General features: G+C 74.5%; 23 protein-coding genes. 10 read left to right on the forward strand and 13 right to left on the reverse strand.

The genetic code is table 11. From position 1 onward, the window contains the following. Positions 1 to 132: 132 nt before the first annotated feature. Positions 133 to 348 carry a hypothetical protein gene (locus tag PH191_RS11460; RefSeq protein WP_274194742.1) on the forward strand — a complete coding sequence of 72 codons (216 nt, stop codon included), beginning with the start codon at positions 133 to 135 and terminating at the stop codon, positions 346 to 348. A gap of 8 nt (positions 349 to 356) precedes the next feature. On the opposite strand, the gene PH191_RS11465 is transcribed toward PH191_RS11460, so the two are convergent. The 10 genes from PH191_RS11465 to PH191_RS11515 all read right to left on the reverse strand — a co-directional run bounded on the left by PH191_RS11465 (position 357) and on the right by PH191_RS11515 (position 10,090). Then, positions 357 to 920, reverse strand: coding sequence for a Clp protease N-terminal domain-containing protein (locus PH191_RS11465; protein WP_420791796.1), 564 nt, complete (start codon positions 918 to 920; stop codon positions 357 to 359). Positions 921 to 943: 23 nt separating this feature from the next. Beyond that, positions 944 to 1,162, reverse strand: a complete 219-nt coding sequence (locus PH191_RS11475; RefSeq protein ID WP_274194743.1) for a helix-turn-helix domain-containing protein — start codon at positions 1,160 to 1,162, stop codon at positions 944 to 946. A 50-nt stretch (positions 1,163 to 1,212) separates the two neighbouring features. Further along, positions 1,213 to 2,004 carry a universal stress protein gene (locus PH191_RS11480; RefSeq protein ID WP_274194744.1) on the reverse strand — a complete coding sequence of 264 codons (792 nt, stop codon included), beginning with the start codon at positions 2,002 to 2,004 and terminating at the stop codon, positions 1,213 to 1,215. After that, positions 2,001 to 3,422, reverse strand: a complete 1,422-nt coding sequence (locus tag PH191_RS11485; RefSeq protein WP_274195275.1) for an APC family permease — start codon at positions 3,420 to 3,422, stop codon at positions 2,001 to 2,003. Before PH191_RS11485 ends, PH191_RS11480 begins: the two co-directional genes overlap by 4 nt. A 115-nt stretch (positions 3,423 to 3,537) precedes the next feature. Continuing rightward, positions 3,538 to 4,842 carry an MFS transporter gene (locus PH191_RS11490; RefSeq protein WP_274194745.1) on the reverse strand — a complete coding sequence of 435 codons (1,305 nt, stop codon included), beginning with the start codon at positions 4,840 to 4,842 and terminating at the stop codon, positions 3,538 to 3,540. A 122-nt stretch (positions 4,843 to 4,964) separates the two neighbouring features. Then, positions 4,965 to 5,747, reverse strand: a complete 783-nt coding sequence (locus PH191_RS11495; protein ID WP_274194746.1) for a VldE C-terminal domain-containing protein — start codon at positions 5,745 to 5,747, stop codon at positions 4,965 to 4,967. A gap of 355 nt (positions 5,748 to 6,102) precedes the next feature. After that, positions 6,103 to 7,077 (reverse strand): NAD(P)/FAD-dependent oxidoreductase, encoded by a 975-nt coding sequence (locus PH191_RS11500; RefSeq protein WP_274194747.1) that lies wholly within the window; start codon positions 7,075 to 7,077, stop codon positions 6,103 to 6,105. Beyond that, on the reverse strand, positions 7,074 to 8,255 hold the full coding sequence (locus PH191_RS11505) for a hemolysin family protein (protein WP_274194748.1): 1,182 nt from the start codon (positions 8,253 to 8,255) through the stop codon (positions 7,074 to 7,076). Before PH191_RS11505 ends, PH191_RS11500 begins: the two co-directional genes overlap by 4 nt. Next, positions 8,252 to 9,607, reverse strand: a complete 1,356-nt coding sequence (locus tag PH191_RS11510; RefSeq protein ID WP_274194749.1) for a hemolysin family protein — start codon at positions 9,605 to 9,607, stop codon at positions 8,252 to 8,254. Before PH191_RS11510 ends, PH191_RS11505 begins: the two co-directional genes overlap by 4 nt. A gap of 18 nt (positions 9,608 to 9,625) precedes the next feature. Then, the gene (locus tag PH191_RS11515; RefSeq protein WP_274194750.1) at positions 9,626 to 10,090 is read right to left on the reverse strand and encodes a PPOX class F420-dependent oxidoreductase; all 465 of its coding nucleotides are present in this window, start codon (positions 10,088 to 10,090) and stop codon (positions 9,626 to 9,628) included. 65 nt (positions 10,091 to 10,155) lie between these two features. Between PH191_RS11515 and PH191_RS11520 the strand changes: the two genes are divergently transcribed. From PH191_RS11520 to PH191_RS11535, 4 genes are all read left to right on the forward strand, one after another. Further along, positions 10,156 to 10,908, forward strand: coding sequence for an SDR family oxidoreductase (locus tag PH191_RS11520; protein ID WP_274194751.1), 753 nt, complete (start codon positions 10,156 to 10,158; stop codon positions 10,906 to 10,908). 101 nt (positions 10,909 to 11,009) lie between these two features. Beyond that, positions 11,010 to 11,942: a type I pantothenate kinase gene (gene coaA / locus PH191_RS11525; protein ID WP_274194752.1), complete on the forward strand. Its 933-nt coding sequence runs from the start codon at positions 11,010 to 11,012 to the stop codon at positions 11,940 to 11,942. 190 nt (positions 11,943 to 12,132) lie between these two features. Further along, positions 12,133 to 12,510: a MarR family transcriptional regulator gene (locus PH191_RS11530; protein WP_274194753.1), complete on the forward strand. Its 378-nt coding sequence runs from the start codon at positions 12,133 to 12,135 to the stop codon at positions 12,508 to 12,510. Positions 12,511 to 12,579: 69 nt separating this feature from the next. After that, entirely contained in the window at positions 12,580 to 13,149 is a 570-nt protein-coding gene (locus PH191_RS11535) for a mycothiol transferase (protein ID WP_274194754.1), read from the forward strand. Here the strand turns inward: PH191_RS11535 and PH191_RS11540 are convergent. After that, complete coding sequence (locus tag PH191_RS11540) at positions 13,136 to 13,924, reverse strand: DUF427 domain-containing protein (protein WP_274194755.1); 789 nt, start codon at positions 13,922 to 13,924, stop codon at positions 13,136 to 13,138. The two genes, PH191_RS11535 and PH191_RS11540, sit on opposite strands and share 14 nt — an antisense overlap. A gap of 166 nt (positions 13,925 to 14,090) precedes the next feature. On the opposite strand from PH191_RS11540, the gene PH191_RS11545 reads away from it, so the two are divergent. After that, entirely contained in the window at positions 14,091 to 14,885 is a 795-nt protein-coding gene (locus PH191_RS11545) for a YqjF family protein (RefSeq protein ID WP_274194756.1), read from the forward strand. Here the strand turns inward: PH191_RS11545 and PH191_RS11550 are convergent. Further along, complete coding sequence (locus PH191_RS11550; protein WP_274194757.1) at positions 14,821 to 15,207, reverse strand: hypothetical protein; 387 nt, start codon at positions 15,205 to 15,207, stop codon at positions 14,821 to 14,823. The genes PH191_RS11545 and PH191_RS11550 overlap by 65 nt on opposite strands. Positions 15,208 to 15,324: 117 nt before the next feature. Here PH191_RS11550 and PH191_RS11555 point away from each other — a divergent pair, with 117 nt between their 5' ends. Then, positions 15,325 to 16,131, forward strand: coding sequence for an MmyB family transcriptional regulator (locus PH191_RS11555; RefSeq protein WP_274194758.1), 807 nt, complete (start codon positions 15,325 to 15,327; stop codon positions 16,129 to 16,131). A 122-nt stretch (positions 16,132 to 16,253) separates the two neighbouring features. Here the strand turns inward: PH191_RS11555 and PH191_RS11560 are convergent, their stop codons facing one another. After that, the gene (locus PH191_RS11560) at positions 16,254 to 16,856 is read right to left on the reverse strand and encodes a methyltransferase domain-containing protein (RefSeq protein WP_274194759.1); all 603 of its coding nucleotides are present in this window, start codon (positions 16,854 to 16,856) and stop codon (positions 16,254 to 16,256) included. An 89-nt stretch (positions 16,857 to 16,945) separates the two neighbouring features. Here PH191_RS11560 and PH191_RS11565 point away from each other — a divergent pair, with 89 nt between their 5' ends. From PH191_RS11565 to PH191_RS11575, 3 genes are read left to right on the forward strand one after another with little or no spacing between them, the layout of a single operon-like run. After that, entirely contained in the window at positions 16,946 to 17,836 is an 891-nt protein-coding gene (locus PH191_RS11565; protein ID WP_274194760.1) for an acyl-ACP thioesterase domain-containing protein, read from the forward strand. A gap of 49 nt (positions 17,837 to 17,885) precedes the next feature. Then, positions 17,886 to 18,599, forward strand: coding sequence for a DUF998 domain-containing protein (locus PH191_RS11570; RefSeq protein ID WP_274194761.1), 714 nt, complete (start codon positions 17,886 to 17,888; stop codon positions 18,597 to 18,599). Between the two features lie 17 nt (positions 18,600 to 18,616). Next, positions 18,617 to 19,978, forward strand: coding sequence for a pyridoxal phosphate-dependent decarboxylase family protein (locus PH191_RS11575; RefSeq protein WP_274194762.1), 1,362 nt, complete (start codon positions 18,617 to 18,619; stop codon positions 19,976 to 19,978). Positions 19,979 to 20,031 lie beyond the last annotated feature (53 nt).

The following is a 20,031-nucleotide window of genomic DNA, read 5'->3' on the forward strand; positions in this document are numbered from 1 at the left end:
GCCCGGTGTGCGTTACGGGAGCACGTCGACAGGCCACATGCGCGGTCGGAGGCACCCACGTGCGGCGTGTCCTCTCATCCGTTCGTGGGACCAGAGGTGACACTGAGGTCCTAAGTGACCTGGGGGGCATCTGTGGGCACGCTCATCGCTGCAGGCATCGTGGTCGGCATCACGCTCGGGTTCGTGGTGGGGCGTCGCTGGGCGGAGTACTTCCGAGCCGCCAGCGACGCCCGGAACATCATGGCCGGCCGCAAGAGATACCGGGGAACCAGCACGCTGGCGTTCGTCCTCGGCGGTCTCCTGATCCTCGGAGTGGCGATCTTCTTCGGGAACAGCCCGTCCTTCTGACGGGGCGGTCAGCCGCTGGCCGCTCCGGGGGCGTCGTCGTCGAGGGCCGCGCGCATCGCGTGCAGCGTGACGCCCCGGGCGTGCAGCAGCGGTGCCGCGCGCCCGGTCTCGCGGTGGAGCATGCCCAGCAGGACGTGCTCGGAGCCGATGGTCCGGTCGCCGCGGCGCACCGCCTCGCGCAGGGCGAGCTCGAGGACCTTCTTCGCGCCGCGGTCGAAGGGGATGTGACCCCACAGCCGGCGGCGACGCCCGCCCGCGGCCCGGGTGTTCTCGAGCGCACCCGGGCCGAAGGCCGCCTCGACGCGGGCACGGACCTCGTCGAGGTCGATCCCCACGTCGGCCAGCGCCTCGCGGTCGGGCAGGTCGGGCGGCCCCGCGCGGCGCAGGTCCTCCTCGACCACCGCGAGGGTCACCCCGCGGGCGGCGAGCAGCGCCGCCCCGCGGGTGTCGCCCGCCCGGCAGAGCCCGAGCAGGAGGTGCTCGCTGCCGATGTGGTCGTCGGCGCGCTGGCGGGCCTCCTCCTGGGCGAGGACCACGATCCGGCGCGCCGGGTCGGTGAAGCGTTCGAACATGGTCGGACCTCCTGGACGATCCCCTAGACGACCCCGCTGCGGCGGTACTTCTTGTGCACCGCCTGCCTGCTGACCGACAGTCCGTCGGCGATCTGCTGCCAGGACCAGCCCTGGTCCCGGGCGTTGCGGACCTGCAGCTCCTCCAGGGACTCGAGGAGCGCCCGCAGGGACGCCACCGCTGCGAGACCCGTCGCCGGGTCCCGCGAGGAGGCCGCCGCCGCCACCGCCGTCGCATCAGCCATGCGTGTCAATCTAGGTTGACAGACCCGGAGCTGTCAACCGACGTTGACATCTAGAGCGCCGTGGCCCCCGGGGACAGGACGATCGGCACCGGCGAGGCCTCCAGGACGGCGGCGCCGGGGTCGCCGATGAGCAGCCGGGTAGCGGCGCCGGCGGGCGAGGCCCCGGCGACGAGCAGGTCACCCTCGCCCCACTCCAGCGACCGCACGGCCTCCTCGACCGTGTCGTCCGCGACCGCGACGGTCTCGGCGCCGTCGATGCCCAGGCCCTCGAGTGCCTCGCGCTGCGCGCCGATCATCTGCTCGCGCCACTGCTCGACGACCACCCGCTCGGCGTGCAGGCCCGCCTCCGGCGGCACCGTCGGCCCACGCTGCGGGGCGAAGGACGCGACGCGCAGGGCGGCATCGGCACGCCGCGCGAGGTCGGCGGCCGTGGCGAGCACACCGCGGGCGCGGCGTCCGGGGCCGAAGGCGCAGGTCACACGCGTGACCGGGCCGTCGGCGAGCGCCACGTGCCCGGCGAGCGCGACGGGCACGTCGGCGGCCCGCGCGAGGCGGGCGCCGACCGACCCCGGGCGGGGCGGGCCGTCGCCGAGCACGACCAGGTCGGCCTGGCGTGCGTGCGCGGCGCGGGCAAGGCCGCCGGGCACCGAGCGGTCCGCGACGTGCTCGACCTCGACGTCGACACCCTCGATCTCGGGAATCACCTCCGGGGCGTCGTCATGCCCGGGCGGCGAGACGGTGCAGACGACGAGCGGGCCGCCGATCACACGTGCCAGCCGCGCCCCGAGCGAGACCGCGGCGTCGGGGTCGGTCCCGGGCATGTGCCCGACGAGCACGGTCACGACGACTCCCCCTCGGTCGGACCGGTCGTGCCGGTCGCGCCGGCCGGGGCGATGAGCCGGGAGTGGCGGGCCCCGTAGAGCGCCCAGAAGATCAGGGCGACCGCCAGCCAGAGGACGAACACGACGTGGGTGATCCAGGAGAGCCCGAGGATGAGGTAGACGCAGGCCGCGATCGAGAGGACCGGCGTCACCGGGTAGCCGGGCACGCGGAAGCCGCGGGGGAGGTCCGGCGCGGTCCGGCGCAGCACCATGACCCCGATCGACACGACGCTGAACGCCACCAGGGTCCCCACGCTGACGAGGTCGGCGAGGACGTCGAGCGGCACCAGACCGGCCAGGACGGCGACGGCGATGCCGACGAGGATCGTCGTGGGCACCGGGGTGAGGGTGCGGGGGTTCACCCGCGAGAGCAGCGGGGGCAGCATCCCGTCGCGGCTCATCGAGAACAGGATCCGGCTCTGGGCGTACATCGTCACCAGGGTGACACTGAAGATCGAGATGACGGCGCCCGCCGCGAGGACGATCCCCGGCCAGCTGGCGCCCGTCACCTGCGTGAGGATCGCCGCGAGCCCGGCCTCCTGGCCCTCGAACTGCTCCCACGGCTGCGCGCCGAGCGCCGCGACGGCCACCAGCAGGTAGACCACGGTGACGACGACGAGTGAGAGCATCAGGGCGCGGGGGAGCGTGCGCCGCGGGTCCTTGACCTCCTCGCCGGCCGTCGACACGGCGTCGAGGCCGATGAACGAGAAGAACACCGTGCCGGCTGCGGCGCCGATGCCGCCCACGCCGAGCGGCGCGAACTCCGCGAAGTTGTCGGCGGAGAACGCGGTGAACGCCAGCCCGACGAACAGCAGCAGGACCGCGAGCTTGATCACCACCATGATCGCGTTGGCGGTGGCCGACTCGCTCACCCCGCGGATCAGCAGCAGGGTGCACAGGACGACGAGGACGATCGCCGGCAGGTTGACGATGCCGCCGGCGCCGGGCGCCCCGGACAGCGCCTCGGGCACCCGTACGCCGACCGTGCTCTGGAGCAGGGCGTTGAGGTACTCCGACCAGCCCACCGAGACGGCGGCCGAGGAGACGAGGTACTCGAGGATCAGGCAGGCCGCCACGCCCATCGCCGCGGCCTCGCCGAGGGTGGCGTAGGCGTAGGAGTACGACGACCCGGACACCGGCACCGCCGAGGCGAGCTCGGCGTAGCAGAGCGCGGTCAGCCCGGCGGTGATCCCGGCGATCACGAAGGACAGGACCACCGCGGGCCCGGCCTTCGGGGTGGCCTCGGAGAGCACGAAGAAGATGCCGGTGCCGACGGTCGACCCGATGCCGATCGCCACGAGCTGACCGAGCCCGATCGAGCGCTTGAGGTCCCCGCCCTCGTGGCCCGCGGAGGCGTCGGCGCCGGTCTCGGCCGCCATGGTGGCGATCGGTTTGCGCCGCAACCAGGCGGTGCGGTCCGGTCCGGGCACACGTCCCCCTCAGGGCCTCGGTCAGGTGGTGATCCGCGTCGCCGTCGAGCGGGTGGCGGGGAGCTTAACCCGAGGAGTGCGCTACGGCGGAAGGGTGACGCGTACGCCCGACGACCAGCGCCAGGACGGCGGCCAGGATCGTCACGAGGCCGACGACCCAGAGCCCCGCGCGCTGGCTGCCGGTGAGGTCGGCGAGCCCGCCGGTGACGTACGGCGCGACGAAGCCCGAGAGGTTCCCCAGGGAGTTGATCAGGGCGATGCCGCCGGCCGCGGCCGCCCCGGTGAGGAACTGCGAGGGCAGGGGCCAGAACGTGGGCAGGGCCGAGCAGGTCCCGACCGCGCAGACCGTCACCGCGGCCATCGTCCAGAACGGGTTGCTCTGGTAGAGCGCGATCGGGATGGCGATCCCGCCGAGGATCATCGGCAGGGCGAGCCACCAGCGCCGACCCGACTCGCCGGCGAGGAACCCACCGTCGGTGCGGGCGGCGGAGCGGTCGGCCGCGCGGCTCCAGAGCACCATGCCGACCGCCGCCACCGCGTACGGCACGGACGTGACGAGGCCCTTCTCGACGATGCCGAGCTTGGTCCCGAACTGCTGCTCGAACCCGGAGACGATCGTGGGCAGGAAGAAGCCGAGCGCGTAGAGCCCGTAGGTGACGCCGAAGTAGACGAAGGCCAGCACCAGGATGCGTGGCGCGGTCAGGGCGCGGCGCAGGGTCCAGTGGTCGGCCGCCTCCACCTCGGCGGACTCGGCGGCCAGCCGCCGACTCAGCCACGTCCGCTCGTCCTCGGAGAGCCACTTCGCCTGCTCGGGACGGTCGGTGAGGGCGAAGAACGTCACGATGCCGAGCAGGATCGCCGGGATGCCCTCGAGCAGGAACATGACCCGCCAGCCGGACAGACCGAAGAGGCCGTCGCCCACGGAGATGATCAGGGCGCTGACCGTCGACCCGACCGCGGTCGAGATCGGCACCGCGACCATGAACCAGCCGACCGCCCGCGCCCGGTACTCGGCCGGGAACCAGAAGGTCAGATACAGGATGATGCCGGGGAAGAAGCCGGCCTCGGCCACGCCGAGCAGGAAGCGCAGGACGATCAGCACCGTCGCGTTCGGCGCGAACGCCATGACCGAGGCGACGATGCCCCAGGACACCAGGATCCGGGTGATCCAACGACGCGCGCCGAAGCGGTGCAGCGCCAGGTTGCTGGGCACCTCGAGCAGCAGGTAGCCGACGAAGAAGATGCCCGACGCGAGCCCGAAGACCGTCGCGGTCATCTGGAGCTCGGCGTTCATGCCGTTCGGCCCCGCGAAGCCGATGTTGACGCGGTCGAGGTAGTTGATGAAGTACAGCAGCCCCAGGAGGGGCATCAACCGCCAGACGACCCGACGCACCGTCCGGCGCCCGAGCTCACTGTCCGTGCTCGACCCGCTCGTCTCCGTCGACACCCGTTCAGTGGACCAGGTGAGTCAAGGGCGTGTGAAGAGCGGGATCAGCCGCAGCTGCGCAGGGCCGAGACGTCGGGGGACCCGCCGCGCTCGAACGAGATGTGGACGTGGTCCTCGTGGTTGGCCGTGGCGCCGCCACGGTCCTCCATGCTCTCCCAGCCCGAGCCGGTGTTGATCCGCTGGTCCCAGATCACGTACTCGACCCCGAGGTCGCCCTTGTTCTCGATGACGCAGTCGGCGATCGCGTCGCCGCTGGTGGTCATGAAGTCGAGCGCGTAGCCGCCGGGGTGGTCGGACTGGCCGCCGCGGCTGCCTACGCCCAGGACGTCGTGGCCCGGGAAGACGCACTCCATCGCGTTGCCGACCTCCTGGACGGAGTCGGCGACGCCGCCGTAGGAGCCCGACGCGCCGCACCCGGTCACCGAGGCGGTGCGCTCCTCCTCGGCGGCGGCCTGCTGGGTCTGTCGCTGCGCGGCGGCGTCCGCCTCGGCCCGGCGGGCCGTGGCGGCGTCGGCCGCGCGGTCGCGCTCGGCGGCCTTGATGAGGTCCGCGGACGCGGCGCCGCCGGACGGCTCGCTCACCGGGGTGACGGCGGAGCCGACGGACGACGAGGACGCCGACGCGGTGTCGGCGAGGGAGGCGCCCTGCGCGGAGAGCTCGAGCGTGGTGGCCGCGTCCTGGGGGTCCTGGTCGGGCAGGGCGATGACCGCCGGGCCGACGAGGGCGAGCGCGCTGCCGGTCAGCCCGGCCGCGACGGCGCCGTGGCGCATTGCGGAGCGGGCGGGGGAGCGGTGGCGCGATGCGCCACGGACGGCGCCCGCGGGCATGACGAAGGGGACCGTCCGGGGCTCGCGTCGGCTCGTGCCTGCCTCTGCGTCACGGCCCCAGGGGGAGCGTTGCCGTGTCACGTTCTGCCTTCCGATCACGGAACGGCCTGGCGACACCGTCGGGGTCGGTGCTGCCGGACGGGGGAGCGAAGGTCCGTCGTGGGGAGCGCCGTGACCTTCTCGTAACCGTTCCGTGAGCGAGAGTAGACGAACCGGACGCGCCGACCAGGCCGGGTTGCCTCCTCGACGGCGGACGGGAGGAACCCCGCGGTCGGCGGTCACCGGCCGCGACGACCGGGTCCCGCAGCGCGACGGCGGCCGGTCAGCGGCTGGTCAGGGGCAGGTCAGCGGCCGGTCAGCACGACACGCGGTCCGCGATCGCCCGGCCGAGCAGGGTGCCCGAGCGCCAGGCCGTCTCGACCTTGGGACTGCCCCAGCCGTCGCCGCAGAGCCCGACGAGGTCGTCGTCGAGGGAGAACTCCTCCTCGTGCGGCTGTGCGGGGCTCGCGTACGTCCAGCGGTGCGCGTGGGTCCAGGCCGGCGCGTCGTCCAGGCCGAGCAGCTCCGTGACCGCGGCGACGACCGGGCCGATCGCCCCGTCGGGGTCGTCGAGGTGCCGGCGCGCCCGCTCCGCGGTGGAGTGCGCGACGAGCACGGGGGCGCCGTCGCCGCGGCGGTCGCCGTCGTCGGCGATCAGGTCGACGTCGGGGTGTCCGTTGACGAACGCCGCCGGCAGGCGCTCCCAGCCGCGGTGCCCGTAGCCCAGGGCCACCGAGATGACGGGGTTCCAGGCCCGGTCGGCGACGCCCGCGCTCGCGCGCAGGGCGGGGTCGAGCAGGCGGGCGGCCTGCGGGTCGGGCATGGCGAGCACGACGGCGCAGGCCGGTTGCCCGTCCACCGCCGGGCCGGGCGTCACCCTCGAGACCGTGTGGCCGGTGCTGACCGTGACCCCCTCGGCGAGGTCGGCCACCAGGGAGCGCAGGCCACCGGGCGCGGACCACCGCTGCGGGCCCGACGTCGACGACCACGTGCCGTCCTCGCCGCGGGCGGCGAGCGTGTCGGTCCACGGGACGGCGAGCCCGCGCCGCTGCCAGTCCTCGACGACGGCGACGAACTCGTCGTCGCGCGCGGTGAAGTAGGCGGCGCCGAGGTCGACGACGTGGTCAGCACCGTCGGGCAGCGGCCGCGCCGCCATCCGCCCCCCGACGCGCTTCGCGCGCTCGAGCACCCGCACCGGCGTGCCGGCGGTCGTGAGCGCGCGGGCGCAGGCGATCCCGCTGATGCCGCCGCCGACGACCAGGACCTCGCGCCGCATCTCCGGAGACGTCACGAGCGTGCCCCCGACCTCGTCACGTGGGTGCTGTCGCGGACCGTGCCGACGTACTCCTCGAGGAGGTCCTCCATGGCCACCAGACCGACCGTCGAGCCCTCGGAGTCGACCGCGCGGGCGAGGTGCGAGCCCTCGCGTCGCAGGGCCGCCAGCGCCTCGTCCACCGGCGCCGACAGCGAGATCTCCGGCAGGGCCCGGACCCGCTCGGCCGGCACCGGGTGGTCGGCGGCCTCGTCGTCCGAGGCCCCGTCGCCGTCGCCGTCGCCGAGGTCGAGCACGTCCTTGACGTGCAGGTACCCCGCGAGCTCGACGACCGGCGCGTGGTCGGCGTTCTCCCCCTCCGGCGTGATCGGGGTGGTGCCCGGCTCCAGGGGATCGGAGCCCAGGCGGGGGTGGGCGTCGGGTGCGGTCGGCGCCTGCACGGGGAAGCGCGAGAACCCGGTGCGGGCCACGGCCTCCTCCACGGCGCCGACGGTGGGGTTCGGGGGCAGCACCGTGACCCGGTCCAGCGGGATGAGCACGTCGGCGACGGTGTGCTCCGCCGAGCTCAGCGCCTGGGTCAGCCTGCGGGTCTGCGAGGCGTCGAGCAGGCCCTCGGCGCGGGACTCCGAGAGCATCCCGGCGATCTCCTGCGGGGTGTACGCCGACTCGCGCTCGTCCACCGGCGTCACGCCGAAGGCCTTGAGGATGTGGTTGGCGACCCAGTTCAGCACCACGATCACCGGGCGCGTGACCTTGAGGAACGCGACGAGCGCGGGTACGAGCCACAGCGAGGTGCGCTCGGGCCCGGCGATGGCGATGTTCTTGGGCACCATCTCGCCGATCACGATGTGCAGGATCGTGACGATCGTCAGCGCGACCACGAACGCGATCGGGTGGATCAGGAACGACGGGACGCCGATCGGCTCGAGGACGACCTCGAGCTGGTGGGCCACCGCGGGCTCGCCGAGGGAGCCCAGCGCCAGCGAGCAGATCGTGATGCCCAGCTGGGCGGCGGCCAGCATCATCGAGAGGTGCTCGGAGGCCCGCAGCACGGTCCCGGCGCCCGCGGCGCCCTCGGTGTGCAGGGCCTCGAGACGGTCGCGGCGCGCGGAGATCAGCGAGAACTCCGCGCCGACGAAGAACGCGTTCGCCCCGAGCAGGGCGAACATCAGGAGCAGGGCGACGCCGTCGCTCACGGGGAGGCCTCCTCGCCGCTCACGGCGACCGCGGCGGGCACCTTGGGTGGTCGCACCACGCGGACCTCGGCGATGCGTCGGGCGTCGACGCGCGTGACGATCAGCTGCCAGTCGTCGAGCGTGACCGCGTCGCCGACGTTGGCCAGCCGCTGGAGCTCCGCGGTGATGTAGCCCGCGAGCGTCTCGTAGACCTCGCTCTCCGGGAACGACCAGCCCACGACCTCGGCCATCTCGTCGGAGCGCAGCATCCCGGAGACGATCCAGCTGTCCTCGCCCTCGCCGCGCACCCGCGCCGCCTCGCCGCGGTCGTGCTCGTCGCGGACGTCGCCGACGATCTCCTCGACGAGGTCCTCGAGCGTGACGATGCCCGCGGTGCCGCCGTACTCGTCGACCACCAGCGCCATCTGGAGCCCGGCCCCCCGCAGACGGTCGAGCAGCTCGTCGCCGTCGAGGGAATCGGGCACGGTGGTGGCGGTGCGCATGAGGTTGCGCAGCTTGGTGGTGGCGCGCCGGTTGCGGGGCTCGGAGAATGCCTGCTTCACGTGGACGACGCCGCGGATGTCGTCGAGGTCGCGGTCGACGACGGGGAAGCGCGAGAAGCCGGTGCGGATCGTCGCGGCGATGAGGTCGTCCACGGTGTCGTCCTGGGACAGCGACTCGACCCGCACGCGCGGGGTCATCATCTCGTCGGCGTTGCGCTCACCCACCCGCAGGGAGCGGGCCATGACCTCGGCGGTGCCCTCGTCGATCGTGCCCTGCTGGGCGCTGGTGGTGAGGAGCGAGCCGAGCTCCTGGGGGGAGCGCGCCGAGCGCAGCTCCTCGGCGGGCTCGACGCCGAGGCGCCGCACGATCCAGTTGGCCGAGCCGTTGAGCCCGGTGATGAAGAACGAGAGCACCCGGGAGAAGCCGGCCTGGACGCCGGCCACCATGCGCGCCGTGCGCATCGGGCGGGCGATGGCGAGGTTCTTCGGCACCAGCTCGCCGAACACCATCGACAGCGCCGTCGCGAAGACCAGCGCGATCACCGAGGCCGTCCCGCCCGCGGCGCCGGGCGGCAGGCCGACGTCCTCGAGCACCGGGGAGATCAGGGTCGCGATCGCGGGCTCGGAGAGGTAACCGGTGATCAGCGTCGTGATGGTGATCCCGAGCTGGGCCCCGGAGAGCTCGAACGACAGGTTGCGGTGCGCGCGCTGCACGATCTTCGAGCGCCGGTCGCCGACCTCGTCGACGTGGTTGTCGATCTGGCTGCGCTCGAGGCTGGTCAGGGAGAACTCGGCGGCCACGAAGATCGCGGTGCCGAAGGTGACGGCGACGAACCCGATGAGTCCGAGCACCGACAGGAGGACGTCCACGGAGTACCGGGTCCCCCGTCAGCTGCTTGCCAACCGGGCGGGGAACCCGCCCGTGGCGATGGGGCCCCACCGCTGCACCGTCAACCGGATCAGGCTCTTGCCCTGGCGGGCCATCGCCTCGCGGTACTCGTCCCAGTCCGAGTGCTCACCGGAGATCGAGCGGAAGTAGTCGACGAGCGGCTCGAGCGCGTCGGGGAGGTCGAGCACCTCGGCGGTGCCCTCGACGTGCACCCAGGGGCCGTCGAAGTCGTCGGAGAGCACGCACATGGCCACCCGGGGGTCGCGGCGCACGTTGGTCACCTTCGCCCGCTCGGGGTAGGTCGACACGAGCAGGCGGCCCTCCGCGTCGATGCCCAGCGTCACCGGGGAGGTCTGGTCACCGCCGTCGGAGCGGCGCGTCACCACGATCGCCTTGTGTCGGGTGCGCAGGAACGCGTCGAGCTCCTCGCGCCCCACCCGGTCGTTCGTCGCCACGTTCACCACGTCGACGAGCGTAGCCGCGTGCCCGGCCCGCTCCGACGCTGTGGGCCCCGGCCTACGGTGATCCCGTGGCTTCCCTGGACGGCCGGCGGGTCGTGGTGACGGGCGCGTCGTCGGGCATCGGGGAGGCCGCGGCGCGGGCCGCCGTCGCCGCCGGCGCGCGGGTCGGGCTGGTGGCACGGCGGGCCGAGCGCCTCGCCGGGCTGGTCGCCGAGCTCGGGGACGCCGCGGTCGTCGGGGTCGCGGACGTCACCGACGCCGCGGCGCTGACCGACGCCGTGGACCGCCTGGCCGCCGAGCTCGGCGGCCTCGACGGCGTCGTCGCGGCGGCCGGGACCATGCACCTCGGGGCCGTGGGCGAGACCGACCCGGAGCGCTGGCGCGAGGTGTTCGACGTCAACGTGCACGGCCTGCTCGCCACCGCGCGGGCCGCGCTGCCCCACCTCGGCGAGGGTGCGAGCTGGGTGACGATCTCCTCGATGTCCGGGCGGCGCGTGCCCTCGGCCGCCGGCGGGGTCTACGCGGCGAGCAAGCACGCCGCCCACGCCGTCGACGAGACGCTGCGCCGCGAGGCGGGGGCGCGGGGCGTGCGCGTCACGACGGTCGCCCCGGGCTTCGTCGCCACCGATCTGATGGCGGGTGACCTCGCGGCGGGCGACGGAGCCGGGCGCGAGGACGTCGCCGCCTTCCGCGAACGCATGCACGCCCGGGGTCTGACGCCCGAGCACGTCGCCGCGGCCGTGGTCCACGTGCTCGGGCTGCCGCCGGAGGTGTGCGTCGTGGAGTACGCCCTGACCTCGACCGCGCAGATGCGTTCCTGACCCCTCGGACGGTGACCTGCGCCGCACGTGGTGGCGCGGCACCGGGCGCGCGCGAGAACAATGGCGCGCCATGTGCGGGAGCCCGGAGCGGGGAACGTGTCGTGAGCGGTAGCCCGTTCGTCGACTTCGACCGGGACTCCTGGTCGCAGCTGAGCGACACCAGCGCCGTGCCGCTCACCGCCGAGGAGCTCGAGGAGCTGCGCTCCCTGGGCGACCCCGTCGACCTCGACGACGTGCGCGAGGTCTACCTGCCCGTCTCACGGCTGCTCGACCTGCACGTGCGGGCCACGGCGGGCCTGCTCGACGCCTACCGGCAGTTCCTGCGCCAGGACGAGCAGGCGACGCCGTTCGTGATCGGGATCGCGGGGTCGGTGTCGGTCGGCAAGTCGACGACGGCCCGGCTGCTGCGGCTGCTGCTCGCGCGCTGGCAGGACCACCCGAACGTCGCGCTGGTGACCACCGACGGGTTCCTGCACTCCAACGCCGAGCTGGAGCGGCGCGGGCTGATGCGGCGCAAGGGCTTCCCGGAGTCCTACGACCGGCGCGCCCTCCTGCGGTTCGTCTCCGACATCAAGGCGGGCAAGCCCGAGGTGCCCGTGCCGACGTACTCGCACCTGACCTACGACGTCCTCGACGAGCACCGGGTCGTCGCGCGCCCCGACATCCTCGTCCTCGAGGGCCTCAACGTGCTCCAGCCGGCCCCGCAGACCGGCGAGCGGGCGAGCGCGCTCGCGGTGTCGGACCTCATCGACTTCTCCATCTACGTCGACGCGCACCCCACCGACGTGCGCCGGTGGTACGTCGAGCGCTTCCTGGCCCTGCGGGAGACGGCGTTCCGCGACCCCGCGTCGTACTTCCGGCGCTACGCCGAGATGGACGAGACCGCGGCCCGGGCCCAGGCGGCCACCCTGTGGGACGAGATCAACGGGCCGAACCTGCGCGAGAACATCGCCCCGACCCGCTCGCGCGCGGACCTCGTCCTCACCAAGGGTGGCGACCACACCGTGCGGCGCATCCGGCTCCGGAAGCTGTGACCCGGCCGAATCGGTGACCCGGGCGGCCCAAGCGCGTGACACAGTCGTGACGGACGGCGACACGTCGCCCGTCGGAGCCGTGGGGATGGGACGATGAGGTATGTCCACTTCCGCGACCGGGACACAGGCCGACCCGACCGATAGGTCCGGTTCGTCCGACCCTGACCTCCCTTCGCGCCTGCGGCTGGCCGTGGGACGTCTCAACCGGCGCATCCGCGTCGACTCGAACGCGGCCCTGCCGCCGCTGCAGACGTCGGTGCTCGCGACGCTGGAGGACGCCGCGCCGCTGCGGCTCTCCGAGCTGGCGCGACGGGAGGCGGTCACCCCGCCGACGATGAGCCGGGTGCTGGCGGCGCTCGACGAGGCCGGTCTGCTCATCCGGACGCCGGACCCCCAGGACGCGCGATCGGCGCTGATCCACCTCTCGGACCAGGGGCACCAGGCCATCCGGCACATCCGCACGGAGCGGACGGCCTCGCTGGCGCAGCGTCTCGACCGGCTCGACGCCGAGCAGCGCGCGGCCCTCGAGGCGGCGCTGCCGGCGCTGGAGCGTCTCGTCGAGGAGTAGCGGAGGAGGCGCGCTGCGCCACGGGGTGTAACGATCTGCGCTCGGCTGACGACAGAGGGTGTGTCAGGTGTGAACGATGCGACCCCGGGAGAGCCGGTGCGGTTCCAGGCGCCCCTGCAACGCCGACCCACGCCACCCGAGGTGGCCGACGAGCGCGAGGCGCTGGAGGGATGGCTCGACTACTTCCGGGCGCTGGTCGTCCTGGCCCTCGACGGGCTGGACGAGATCGCGCTGCGCCGGCGCATCCCCGCCGAGCGGGGCTCCAGCCTGCTGGGGATCGTCAAGCACCTCACCGAGCTCGAGCGCACGTGGCTCGTGGAGCGGTGGGGGGAGCGCGGCAACCCGACGGCGCACGCGCCGAGCTACGTCGACGACCCCGACCCGGGCTTCCGCTTCGCCGACGTGGAGCAGCCCGAGGACGTCGTCGGCTCCTACCTCGAGGCGTGCGAGCGCGGCCGTGACGCGCTGGCCGGCTCCGAGTCCCTCGACGACGCCGTGCGTGACGACCGCCGCGGGCACATCGAGCTCCGCTGGATCCTGCTGCACCTGATCACCGAGACCGCGCGCTACGCGGGGCAGGCGCAGGTGCTGCGCGACGCCGCGCAGGAGGCCGAGCCGGGGACGCTCAGCTCGCCGTGACCACCAGGTCGTCGTGCGCGAGGCTCACGAGGTCCGTGATCGCCCGCGACTCGTCGGTCGGCGACTCGTAGGACCACGCCGCGTCGGCGAGCACCCGCCCGTCGTCCAGGCGCAGCGAGTAGTAGGTCGCGACGCCCTTGTAGGGGCACACGGTGCGCTTCTCGCTGGGCTCCAGGGTGGCGGACAGGGAGTCGCGCGCGATGTAGAAGCGGTCGACCAGGCCCGTCTCGCCCAGCAGGATGCCGCCGGCCGCGTCGGCCACGGCCACGCCGTCGGTGGTGGCGGCGCTGACGTGGCGGCTGGTGTTCCGCAGGTTCACGCGGTGGTACGGGTCGGGCAGGTGCCCGAGGACCTCGTCGTCCTCGTCGAGCCAGCGGTCGGCCGCGCCCGGCGCGAGCACGGCGCGACCGGCCAGCCACGACGACTCGGCGATCGGGGTGGGGTAGGCCCACACCGCGTCGGTGACCACCCGGTCGCCCACGCGCAGGCTGCGGTAGGTCGCGTCGCCCTTGAACGGGCAGTGCGTCGTGGTGTCGCTGGGCTCGAGGAGGTCGGTGCGCAGGTCCTCCTCGGGCACGTAGAGCTGGGGCGGCAGGCCGGTCTCGAACAGCAGCGCCCCGCGGACCGTGTCGAGCACCGTCACGCCGTCCACCTCCGCGCGCACGCGCCGCGTGAACGGCTCGAGCAGCAGCGAGTGGGCGGGTCCCTCGACCGTGAACGTCCGCGTCTCCGGCACCTTGCGGGACAGCGGCCCGCCGAACATGGTCAGCGCCACGACGACCTCCTCGACTCGACTCTCTCTGCAGGGCCAACCCCCGTGATGGCCGGCGATGTTCCCGGCCCGGGTTGCCGCGTCAGGTCGCTACGCGCCCGTGGAGCGGCGGCCTCCTCAGGACCGAGATCGTGCGTGGCGGGCCTCCGCACCGGGGATGACCGGGGGTATGACCCCACCCGTCGAGCCCGTGACGCGCGAGGCACCGGGCTACACCGGGCCGACGATGATGACCCAGCGCTGGTGCGACGTGGCGTTCCTGCACTGGGCGCTCGACCCGGCGGAGGTGGCGCCCCTGCTCCCGCCGGGGGTGCGCCCCGACGTCCACGACGGCGTCACCTGGGTCGGGCTCGTGCCCTTCCGGATGGTGGGCGCCGGGGTGCTGCGCGGGCCGTCGATCCCGTGGCTGGGGACCTTCCCCGAGACCAACGTGCGGCTCTACACCGTCGACGACCGCGGGGCGCGCGGCATCGTCTTCCGCAGCCTCGACGCCAGCCGGCTCGCGGTGGTCGCCGGGGCCCGCGCCGCCTTCGGGCTGCCCTACCGGTGGGCGACGATGCGGATCGACGACGGCCCGGACCGCGTCTACGAGACGAGCCGGCCCCACCCGAGCCGGGTCCGGCTGCGGGTGGGGGAGCCGATGGCCTCCGGCCCGCTCGAGGAGTTCCTCACCGCCCGCTGGGGCCTGCACGAGCGTCACCTCGGCGTCGACTGGTACGTCCCGAACGTCCACGAGCCCTGGCCGCTGCACCGCGCCGAGCTGCTCGAGCTCGACGACACGCTGCTGGACCGGGCCGGCTTCCCGGGGCTCGCCGGGCGCCCGCCGGACCACGTCGCCGCCTCGCCCGGGGTGTCCGTGCGCTTCGGTCTGCCGCGGCCCTGGCGGCGCCCGGCGATCCTCACCGCCGCGCGTACTGGAGGTCGGCGAACACCGCGACGGCGGCGGCCTGGGCGAGCACGATGACCGCGCCGAGCACCGTGAGGCGGTCCCACGCGCCGACGACGAGGCCGAGGCTCGCGAGCACCCAGGCGGAGTTGCCGAGCACGACGACCCAGGTCGCCGGGCGCGGGATCACCGCCCGGCCCGCCAGGGCGACCAGCCCCGCGGCGTAGACGACGAGGAACACGCCGACGCCGAGGAGCAGGCTGCTCGGGAGCCCGAGCGCGGTGTCGAGCACGCCGGCCCCGGCGGTGGCGGCGAGGCCGAGGGTGCCGGATGCGACGGCGTCGAGGCGCAGGACGGCGCGCAGGTCGAGGCGGGTGGCGAGGGCGGTGGTCGTGGTCATCGGGTTCTCCTTCGGTCGCTGACTGCGTCGGGGAGAACCCTGCGGCGGCGCCGGTAGCCGCGTCGATGACCTCGGAGGTCATGGTCCGCGCGCGCCGACCGACCTACCGTCGTCCTCGTGACCAGCACGCTCGACGCCCGCCCCGGCCCCGGTGACCTGCTGCGGGGCTGGCGCACCCGACGCCGCCGCAGCCAGATGGACCTCGCCCTCGACGTGGGCGTCTCCACCCGCCACCTGAGCTTCGTCGAGACCGGACGGGCCCGGGCCAGCCGGGAGCTGCTGATCGACCTGTGCGAGCACCTGGAGGTCCCGTTGCGCGAGCGCAACACCCTGCTCCTCGCCGCAGGCTTCGCCCCGACCTACGCGGAGTCCCGGCTCGACGCGCGGGGTCTCGAGGCGGTCCGCGGGGCGCTGGAGCACCTCCTCGCGGGCCACGAACCGTTCCCGGCGCTCGTCGTCGACCGGTGCGGCGACGTGGTGATGGCCAACCGCGCCGTCGGCGCCCTGCTCGCCGTGCTCGACCCCGCGGTGCTCGCCCCGCCGATCAACATCTACCGCCTCAGCCTGCGCCCCGACGGCCTCGCGCCCCACGTGCGCAACCTCTCGGAGTGGGCCGGGCACCTGCTGCACCGCCTGGAACGCCTCGCCGACCTCACCGGCGACCCGCGCCTCGTCGCGCTGCGCGAGGAGCTGGCGGAGTTCGCGCCCCCGCCCCCGCAGGGCGGCCCGGCGGCCCGAGCGGCGCACGTCATGCTCCCGCTGCACCTCGACCACCCCGAGGGCGAGCTGCGCTTCTACTCGACGATCACGCACTTCGGCGCGGCCTGGGACGTCACGCTCGACGAGCTCTCGCTGGAGTCGTTCGTCCCCGCCGACGCGGAGTCCCGCGCGGTGCTGGAGGGGCTGGCCGCGGCCGGGGGGTGACCCGGGGCTCTCCGCTTCGATCTCCCGAAAGTGCCGCCAGTGCTCGCGCGAGGGGCACGTTCGGCAGGCGCGCGGGCCTGTGGATCCTGCGGAACGTGCCCCTCGCGGCCCGGCGGGACGCTCTACCGCCGGACGGCGTGCACCGCGATCACCGGGTCCCCGCGTGACGCGCGGCGCTGCGCGACGGGCTCGTCGAAACCGCCCGCGTCGCGCAGGTAGGACGCGACGATCGTCGCGCGCCCCTCGTCGTCGGCGGCGAGCCAGCCGCGGACCGCCTTGGTGGGGAAGCAGCGGTTCGAGAAGGTCAGCGCGAACGTCCCGCCGGGCCGCAGTACGCGGGCGACCTCGGCGCACACCGCGACCGGCGCCACGAGGTAGTCGACCGAGACCGTGCAGATCGCGGTGTCGAAGACGGCGTCGTCGAAGGGCAGCGCCGGGTCGGCGTTGAGGTCGCGCACCACCCGCGCGTCCGCCATCGGGTTGGCCTCGAGCTCGGCGGCGTTCATCCCGAGCACGGTGAGGTGCCGCGGGCGGGTGCGCAGGTGCGAGACCCACGAGCTCATGAGGTCCAGGACGTCGCCGGTGACGCCGACCTCCTCGTAGTACGCGCCGACGGCGGCGATCGCCTCGTCGTCGATGTGCTGCACCAGCCGGGGTGGGCCGTAGAAGCGGGCGTCGTCGCCGGTGTCGGCGCGGTCGAAGAACCCGGGCGGGTAGTCGGTCACGTCGCCCGGGTGCCCCGGGGGCGGTCGTCACATGTGATCCGGGTGGTGCCGCGTCGTCCGGCCCGCGCGCGGTGGGGAGCATGGGCGCCATGGCCGAGCCCGCACTGGTCCTCCCGCCCGCCGGTCCGTCGCTGGCCGGGGACGGCGGGGGCCTCACCGACCTGACGGCGTTCCCGGTCCTGCGCCCGGTCACCCCGCGCTACTCCGACCTCGGTGGCGACCGGCGCGTGACGACGGTGGCGCTCACCCGCTGGCTCGAGGAGGCGCGGGTCCAGGCCGAGCTGCCGCGCTTCCGGGCGCTCCTGCAGGACGGCGGCGGTCGCTTCCGGATCGTGCTCGCCGCACAGCGCCTCCGCGCCCTCGCGCCGGTCCCGCGCGGCGCCGAGTACCGGATCGGGCTCGGGGTCCGGCGCATCGGCGGGTCGTCGTTCTCCTACGGGTACGGGGTGTTCGCCGGCGACCGCTGCGTCGCCGTCGGCGACTCGGTGACCGTGGTGGCCACGGGGTCGGGCCCGAGCGAGCTCCCGGACGAGCTGCGCGCCGACCTCGCGTCGATGGTGATCGACGAACCGGGTGGGGCCGCCGCCCCGCGCCCGGGGCCGGCCCGCCGCGATCGCACCCGCTACCCGGCCGTGCACCGGCTGACCTCGCGCATCGGGGACGTCGACACCAACCGGCACGTCAACAACGTCGCGATCCTGTCCTGGTACGCCGACGCGGTCGCGGCCTGGCAGTCCGGGCACCTCGGCGACCCCGACGGCGGGCCGCCCGAGGAGCTGGCGGCGACCGCGTGGGAGGTGCAGTACGTCGACGAGGTCGCCCACCCGCGGACCTACGACGTCGTGCTCGCCGTCGACGCCGCGGCGGACGGCCTGCACTACCGGGCCGGCGTGTTCTCCGGCGAGCGGTGCGTGGGGCTCGCCGACGGCTTCGGCCCCGCCGGTCCGCTCGACCCGACCGGCGCCGGGCTCCGGCCCTGACGGGAACGCTGGTCGGAACGCACGACGTGCCGTCGACGTTGGACCCCTCGTGACGACACCGACGACGCCGACGACGTGGACCGAGCCGCCGCGCGAGGCGGAGACGGTGGTGCGGTCCGGGGCACGGCTGGGTGTGGGCGCCGTGGTCCTGGCGCTGCTGGTCATCGGGGCCATGCACCTGGTGGGCCCGTCGTCGGCGGTCGACCCCGTCCGCCGGACGATCAGCGAGTACGCGCTCCTGCCGGGCGGCTGGCTCTTCGACGTCGCGGTGGTCGTCCTCGCGCTCGGCTCGGCGGGCGTGCTCGCGGCGCTGGTCGCCGCACGCCTGACACCCGCCCGCTCCCTGCCGTCGGTGCTGATCGGTGCGTGGTGCGTGGGCCTGCTGCTCGTCGTCGCGTTCGAGAAGACGAACTGGTCGATCGGGCCGAGCGTCTCGGGCTACATCCACCGCTACGCGAGCCTCGTGGCGTTCATCGCCCTGCCGCTCGGCGCCCTGCTGCTCGCCCGGCGCCTCCGCGGCGACCCGGCCGCCCGGCCCTTCCGGATCGGCGTCCGGTGGGGATCCTGGCTCGCGCTGGCGTCGTTCCTGCCCATCGTCGGGGCCATCGGCCTGCGCGGGGTCACGGGCGTCCCGTGGTGGCGAGCGGTGCCGCTGGGCCTGCTCGAGCGTGGACTCGCCCTGGCCGAGGTGCTGGTCGTCGCTCTGCTCGGGCTCTGGGCGCTGGCGCACGCCCGGCGGTCCGTGGTCGCCCGGCCCGAGTAGCCGTACCGTCCCGCGAGGTGTGGGACGACAGCCTCGACCGGGCCCGGCGGTTCGCGGGGGAGTGGCTGGCCTCGCTGCCCGGGCGTCCCGTGGGGATCCCGGTCGACGCCGAGGCGGTGCGCGCCCGCCTCGACGGACCACTGCCGCCCGAGGGGCTGCCGGCCACGCAGGTGCTCGACGAGCTCGCCGCCGCCCTCGAGCCCGGCCTCGTGGCGACCGGGGGTCCGCGGTACTTCGGGTTCGTCACCGGTGGCGCGCTGCCCGCGGCGCTCGGCGCGGACTGGATGGTCTCCGCGACCGACCAGAACGCCGCCGCCGCGGTGATGTCGCCCGCCGCGGCCGCGGTCGAGGCGGTGACGACGCGGTGGGTGCTCGACCTGCTCGGGCTCCCGCCCGACGCGGCGATCGGGTTCGTCACCGGCGCCCAGATGGCGAACGTGTCGTGTCTCGCGGCAGCCCGCCACGCCCTGCTCGACGCGCAGGGCTGGGACGTCGGCGCCGACGGGCTGGCCGGGGCGCCGGTGCCGACCGTGCTGGTCGGCGGCAAGGTCCACTCCACGGTGCTGCAGGCCCTGCGGCTCTTGGGGTTCGGCTCGGACCGCGCGATCCGGGTCCCGGCCGACGACCAGGGCCGGATGCGCCCCGACCTGCTGCGCGACCTCCTCGCCGCCCTCGACGGCCCGGTGCTCGTCTGCGCCCAGGCCGGGCAGGTCGACACCGGAGCGTGCGACCCGCTCGAGGCGATCGCCGACGTCGTGCACGCCCGCGAGCAGGCCTGGCTGCACGTCGACGGCGCGTTCGGGCTCTGGGCCGCGGCCGCGCCGTCGCGTCGGCACCTCGTCGCCGGCGTCGAGCGCGCCGACTCGTGGGCCGTCGACGCCCACAAGTGGCTCAACGTCCCCTACGACTCGGGGCTGGCGATCGTCCGCGACCCGGCGGCACTGACCCGGGCGCTGAGCCTCTCCGCCGCCTACCTGACGGTGGACGCCCAGGACCCGTCCGGCCGGACCCCGGAGAGCTCGCGGCGCAACCGCGCGCTCCCGGTGTACGCGGCGGTGCGCAGCCTCGGGCGCCGCGGCGTGGCCGACCTCGTCGAGCGGTGCTGCGCCCTCGCCCGGCAGGCCGCCGAGGAGCTGGGACGCCATCCCGGCGTCGAGGTCCTCGCCGAGGTCGAGCTCAACCAGGTGCTGTTCCGCCCCCGCGACGTCGACCCCGGCGAGCTCTCCCGGGCCGTCGCGCGCGACGGCACCTGCTGGGTCGGCACCACCGTCTGGGCGGACCGCCCGGCCGTCCGCTTCTCGGTGTCGAACTGGTCGACGACGCCCGAGGACATCAGCAGGTCGGTCGCCGCGATCACGGCACTGATCGACCGGGCCTGAGCCCCGCGCTACTCCTCCGGGTTCGCCGCGCACGAACTCGTCAAGACGGCCCG

The organism is Actinomycetospora callitridis, assembly GCF_028737265.1.
GTDB lineage: Bacteria > Actinomycetota > Actinomycetes > Mycobacteriales > Pseudonocardiaceae > Actinomycetospora > Actinomycetospora callitridis.

Coding starts and splice junctions, on each gene's coding strand:
- PH191_RS11465 (WP_420791796.1), bottom strand. CDS start 920: ATGTTCGAACGCTTCACCGACCCGGCGCGCCGGATCGTGGTCCTCGCC.
- PH191_RS11475 (WP_274194743.1), bottom strand. CDS start 1,162: ATGGCTGATGCGACGGCGGTGGCGGCGGCGGCCTCCTCGCGGGACCCG.
- PH191_RS11485 (WP_274195275.1), bottom strand. CDS start 3,422: ATGGCGGCCGAGACCGGCGCCGACGCCTCCGCGGGCCACGAGGGCGGG.
- PH191_RS11490 (WP_274194745.1), bottom strand. CDS start 4,842: ATGCCCCTCCTGGGGCTGCTGTACTTCATCAACTACCTCGACCGCGTC.
- PH191_RS11495 (WP_274194746.1), bottom strand. CDS start 5,747: ATGCCCGCGGGCGCCGTCCGTGGCGCATCGCGCCACCGCTCCCCCGCC.
- PH191_RS11545 (WP_274194756.1), top strand. CDS start 14,091: ATGACCCCACCCGTCGAGCCCGTGACGCGCGAGGCACCGGGCTACACC.
- PH191_RS11550 (WP_274194757.1), bottom strand. CDS start 15,207: ATGACCACGACCACCGCCCTCGCCACCCGCCTCGACCTGCGCGCCGTC.
- PH191_RS11565 (WP_274194760.1), top strand. CDS start 16,946: ATGGCCGAGCCCGCACTGGTCCTCCCGCCCGCCGGTCCGTCGCTGGCC.